Source organism: Fusibacter sp. (assembly GCF_057447755.1).
Genome location: NZ_JBVBZF010000230.1, coordinates 1 through 5,789, shown reverse-complemented (window position 1 = coordinate 5,789; position 5,789 = coordinate 1). Strand labels below are relative to the sequence as shown.

Genomic DNA, 5,789 nt, shown 5'->3' with positions numbered 1-5,789 from the left:
CCGGCAATCCCTGCAAGTCCCCCACCAAGTCCGAATACGATAAAGATAATGTGGTCAGTGTTGACCCCCATAAGGGCACTGGCTCTCAGGTTATAAGCAGTCGCCTTGATTGCCATGCCTGTCTTGGTTTTCTCGATGATGAATAGAAGTGCTGTAAGTGAAATTGCAGATATGATAAACATCATCACATCAAGTCGTCCTAGTGCCAATGAACCAATTAGGAAGGGTTCCTTGGCAAAGACCTTTGGATAGGTTCTAAAGTTAGGACCAATTGTTGCAATAACGAGGTTTTCTAAAAAGATAGAAGCGCCCATGGCTGATATAATGAAATATAAATAAGGTGCATTTCTTTTTCTAAGTGGATTGTAGGCGATACGTTCTAGCACAATTGCAAGTGCTGCGGCGCCCGCTGTTGCGAGTAATATTGCAAGTGGAAAAGGCAAGTTCCCCATTGCAAGTGCAAAGAATCCCATATAGGCACCGATCATGATAACCCCGCCGTGGGCAAAATTACTAAAATTCATAATACTGTAAACCAAGGAATAACCTACAGCCATCAGTGCATAAACACTGCCGATTGAGATTCCGTTGATTAATTGTTGAAAAAATGTTGTCATTGTGCCACCTTCCCCCATAATCAGTAACGTTAAACAAGTCTTCTTAATGCTATAAAAGAGAGCGATGAACGCTCTCTTTTAATTTGAGCATATTACTTGATTTCCACAGAGTATTTCATTTGGAACACGTATTTATTTTGGTCGATTTTTAAGATAGCCGCTTCTTTACCCTCTGGGTTGTGTGTTTGTGCATTAATCTTAATTTTACCAGTGATACCTTGAACCTCTGCTGTTTCCATTGCATCCTTGATTTTTTTAGAGTCAGCAACGCCTGCTTTATTTACAGATTCCTCTAATAACTTGAAGGCATCGTATGCTAGGTAGCCGTTAAGCTCAACTGCTGAGTTGTATTTAGCCATGTAAGCATTTTTAAAGTCTTGAACATCTGGGTCTTCGAAATCAAGGTGATTTACGACGTAGCTGCCCTGTACAGAGTCACCAGCCATTTCGAGAAGCTGTTCAGATGTCCAGCCATCGCCGCCCATTAATACTGCATTGATACCAAGCTCTCTTGCTTGAGTACTGCTAAGGGCAACTTCCTTGAAGAAGTATGGCATAAAGATGATTTCAGGGTCTTTTTCTTTGATTGAAGAAAGTTGTGGTCTAAAGTCAACATCACCAAATTTGAATGCTTCTTTAGCAACGATTTCACCACCAAGCTCTACGAACGTCTTTTCAAAGAATTCCGTTAAGCCTTGAGAGTACTCATCAGCAACATCGTATAGGATTGCCGCTTTTTTAAGGCCTAAAATTTCATAAGCATAACCAGCTGCTACTGCACCTTGGTAAGGGTCGATGAAACAAACTCTAAAGTTATAAGGCTTGGTGTTGCCATTTTCATCAACTGTAACTTTAGGATTTGTCGCAACTGTTGCGATATCTGGAACGCCAGCTTCTTCAAGCACTTGGCTAATTGCAATTGCTTGTCCTGAAGCATTTGGTCCGATAATAGCAACGACTTTGTCTTGACCTACTAATCTCTTAACTGCGTTTACTGCTTCAAGAGAATCGCCTTTTGTATCATAACCGATTAACTCAATTTGTTTGCCTAACCAACCGCCGTTTGCATTGGCTTCATCTACTAACATTTGCACAGTATTAAACTCGCAAGTGCCCCATACAGCCTGGTCCCCAGTTAAAGATCCAATCCAACCCACTTTGATGACATCAGCATCGCTGCCTGAGCCTGTGGAAGTTGTGCTTGCTGTACAACCGGATAATAAACCTAGAACGAGCATCATTACCATCAATACCGATATTGCTTTTCTCATGTTTCTTGTCCCCCTTAAAATTAATATCACAATGGATGTTTTCAGTATATTCTGAAAATTCAATTTGCCTCATTGGGACACAAAAAGACACAGAAAAATATTTTCTGTGTCCTATCAAGGGTATTTCTATTGCAAATTTCAAATTGTTTTTTACTTATTACTTTTACTTACTACTTTTACTCATTGCTTTTACTCATTGCTTTTGCTTTCTATCTTTTGCTTTAATCTTGATTTCGGACCTCTATGATCAAGCAGCTGATAAAGTGGAATAAGTTAGGCTTACCACCTGTCTTGCGTTTGCCCTTTATATAGTCCATCTCTTCCCGTACGCTTTGTGGGTCAAATAACTTGTAGGCATAGTTCACAAAGGTCTCATGACCAAAATCCTCAATCCCCAGATGGGCCATATTGTTTAAGCCTTTGCTAAGAGCCCGCCTCATCCTCTGACTGACGGTTTTGGGCCGCTCACCCGAGTTTGCCAGCCATTGGTTTAAAGCCTTTTCCTTGAGAATTTCAACTTCAGAAAGGGCTTCACAAACCTTGATTAAATCCGTGGTCCCCTTTTCCCCCATCATGCCAAGTGCCATAAAATGTCTTTCAAACTTGGGTTTAAAGGCCGCTTTTGGCGTTTCCTTTTGAGTTCCCTCCCCTAAAAACTGCCTAATGTGATCAAGCTTTTTAACCATCCGTCTCTTTTGTACCACGTGGTCTACCACCTTTTTAAACTCAATGGTGTTCAGTGGCTTATGGATGAAAAATTCCGCCCCACTAAGGTAGGATTCAGATACCATTTCAGGATCTGAAACCTGAGAAATCATAATAAAATCAATTTCCTTGGACTCGGATCGAATGTTTTGAATCAATCGACTGCCGTCGAGCTTGGGCATTAGATAGTCTACTAGACAAATATCTACATTATATTGTAAAAGTTCATCTTGTGCCACTAGGGGATCCGTCTGTGTCTTAACGACCTTCCCCATATCCAAATCTTCTATAAGATTTGATAGCATTTGAATGGTATTGATATCATCATCTAAAATATAAAACCTCATACAGTCCCCCCAGAGAGATTTTTAAGTGTGATACAAATTTTGAAGGTTGTCCCCTTAAATTCTGTACTCTCCACCTCTATTGTACCTAAGAAAATATTCTCTACCAAGCCTTTTACCACACTGAGACCAACACCTCTTTGTATTTCCCCTGAATCCAGTGCATATTTACTACTAAAGCCTGGATTGAAAATGAAAGGAAAATCTCTCTCTTTAATGCCCTTTCCATTATCCGAAACTTCTATGATCAAATCCTCTTCAGCCTCATACACATCAATCTGTACAAAACCATTTTCATCCTCATCAAAAGCCTCAATGGCATTACCTATAAGATTTCTTAATATGGACGTCATATAGAAATGATACTTGACAGGTGCTTGGCTTTTAACATTCTCAACAAGGTGAATCTTTTGTGCCTTGTTCTTATAGCAGTTATGTGTATTGGTTACAACCACCTTTACAATTTCATGAATCCCCATTTCAAGATCGTAAAGTTTCTTTTCGGTTATGGCTTCAAGCCCTTGTATAACTCTTATATAGTCCTTTTTGACCTCATGGACCTCTTTTGCCACATCAAGGGCAATTTCAACTATTTCAGGATCTGCATGGCTCGACTCTGCCTTGTGGTATAGCTTGAACGCCTTTGCCATAAGTGCCTCAATATAGTTGATGTTCTTTTCCATGAAGTAAATCTCACTCCAAAAGTTTGAGGTCATCATAAGCAGATGATGGTAATGCCTTTCATGCGCCTCTCTGACCACCAGTGTTCTAAACTGCTTGACGATTATGACCAAAATAATGATGATTGTGGTTCTGACAAGTGCGATAACCGCAAGGCCCCTAAACACATTTAAGGAAAGTGCTGGCGTCATGAGCCTCAAAGACATCTCTATAATATTAGAGATAAAATCGCTTAAAAATACTGCAAGGACCAAATCGTTCAACTTTCGATCTCGTTTAACATAGATCTGATTGAATATAATACTGTAGCAAAGGTAAAAAAAGATTTCAGGCCAAATGACTTGAAAAGCAATTTCTATCGACATGTGGCTGACAACTAAAGTAAACATTCTAAAAAAAGGTGATGCGATTGCAATCATAATCCCCACATGGATGGGATTGACATCCTCATACCAGTAAAGCAATACGGGCATTGCAATTACAGAGATTGTTATGATAAAACCCTCTACAAAAAAATTGAAAAAGAACAATGAACAAAAGGCCACCACGCAGGTTATAAAAAACATCTGCTTAATAAGTGTATTCGCACCCTTTATCCGATTGATGTCATTTTCCTTTCTGACATGTTCCATAATTCCCCCTCTACTTTTCGCTTATGTACATGACATTTGACTCTATGTTATACTACAATAAGATTTATTAATAAACGCTTAATACTCACTTAAATACAGTTTTAAGGCTCTGGTTTATACTAAATCATATTATGTTCTAATTGCATTATTCGCTATGTCTTGTTAAAACCCTTTAATTTGGTTTTTTTTCTAATATCCTTTTAATCGTTTTTTAACAAATATGCGGTATTATTAGACATATTATTCATAGTTACTTTATATTTAATGTTTGGGAGGAAATACATGAAACAATATGAAGATTTACAAAGCATTCCCGAGCTTCAACAGCCAAAGAATATCTTAGGAAAGTGGGCTGCTTTTTTTATTGATCGATATAAAATTGTGTACCTTATACTCGTCGCAATTATTATCGTTGGGGTTAGCGCTTATTTTGGACTGCCTCGGGAATTAAATCCAGAAATTGTTTTACCTTATGGTCAAGTACTTGCCATTTATCCAGGTGCAGCACCAGAAGAGGTAGAAACACTGGTGAGTGATGTTTTAGAAACAAAGCTCGAAGAAATTGAAGATGTTAAAATGCTATCATCCTACTCCACATCTGGTGCTGCAAATGTATGGCTCGAATTTGAGCAAGGCGTCGATATGGAGAAAAAAATGAATGAAGTGAGAGAAAAGGTCAATGCAGCTTCTTTGGAATTTCCATCTGACGTTGAGACCCCAATCGTGTCTTCACTCGAATCCAACAACTCACCGATTATGATCATCAACATTTCAGGGGATTATGATCAGGTAGCGCTTAAAAGATTTGCCGAAGATATCAAGCAGAGACTTGAAGCCAACAGCGATGTCTCTGAAGTTCTTATCATCGGCGGCCTTGAAAGGGAAATCAAAATTCACCTTGATCCACAAAAGCTTGCCATCTATGGCATTTCACTTGATCAAATCAAAAATAGTATCGCACTGTCAAACTTGAATTACCCAGGCGGTACTGCAACACTTGACGAGAAAACCTATAACATTAGAACCGTTGGTGAGCTTGAATCCGTACAGGCACTTAACGAAGTCATTATCGATTATCAAGGTGCCGGTCCAGTAAGACTTAAAGACCTTGCCATCGTTGAAGACGGTTATAAGGAAATTGAATCATACTCAAGAATGTCTGTTGGTTTATCAACGGATGCACCAAGTATGAAAACGGCAGTTGCCCTTTCTGTTAAGAAAAAGGAATCTGCAGATATTATAAAAACAAGTGGTCTTGTGAGAGACATCTTGGACAATGAAAAAGGGTCATTATACCCTGCTGACCTAGAAGTTGAAGTCAGTGGTGATACAGCGGAATTCGTAAGAGACCAGCTCGGCGCAGTTACCAACAATGCACTTTCAGGTCTATTCCTGGTAATCGTAGTACTCTTCTTGTTCATAGGTTTAAGAGAGGCGGGCATCGTTTCCATCGTAATTCCACTGGCAATTATGATGACCCTCTACTTCCTCAACCTTGCAGATATGACCTTAAACACCATTACCCTCTTCTCTATGGTT

Annotated in this window: 5 protein-coding genes; 1 reads left to right on the top strand and 4 read right to left on the bottom strand. The window is 39.3% G+C overall.

The window, feature by feature from the left end:
- From AC220I_RS17200 to AC220I_RS17185, 4 genes are all read right to left on the bottom strand, one after another.
- On the bottom strand, positions 1 to 617 hold a 617-nt coding region (locus AC220I_RS17200; RefSeq protein WP_486725096.1), incomplete at its 3' end, for a branched-chain amino acid ABC transporter permease.
- 92 nt (positions 618 to 709) lie between these two features.
- Positions 710 to 1,888, bottom strand: coding sequence for an ABC transporter substrate-binding protein (locus tag AC220I_RS17195; protein ID WP_486725095.1), 1,179 nt, complete (start codon positions 1,886 to 1,888; stop codon positions 710 to 712).
- A 221-nt stretch (positions 1,889 to 2,109) separates the two neighbouring features.
- Positions 2,110 to 2,940: a DNA-binding domain-containing protein gene (locus tag AC220I_RS17190; protein WP_486725094.1), complete on the bottom strand. Its 831-nt coding sequence runs from the start codon at positions 2,938 to 2,940 to the stop codon at positions 2,110 to 2,112.
- The gene (locus tag AC220I_RS17185; RefSeq protein ID WP_486725093.1) at positions 2,937 to 4,250 is read right to left on the bottom strand and encodes an ATP-binding protein; all 1,314 of its coding nucleotides are present in this window, start codon (positions 4,248 to 4,250) and stop codon (positions 2,937 to 2,939) included. The genes AC220I_RS17190 and AC220I_RS17185 overlap by 4 nt, the downstream gene beginning before the upstream one ends.
- A 282-nt stretch (positions 4,251 to 4,532) precedes the next feature.
- Between AC220I_RS17185 and AC220I_RS17180 the strand changes: the two genes are divergently transcribed.
- Positions 4,533 to 5,789 (top strand): efflux RND transporter permease subunit (locus tag AC220I_RS17180; protein WP_486725092.1); only part of this gene is annotated, 1,257 nt, incomplete at its 3' end.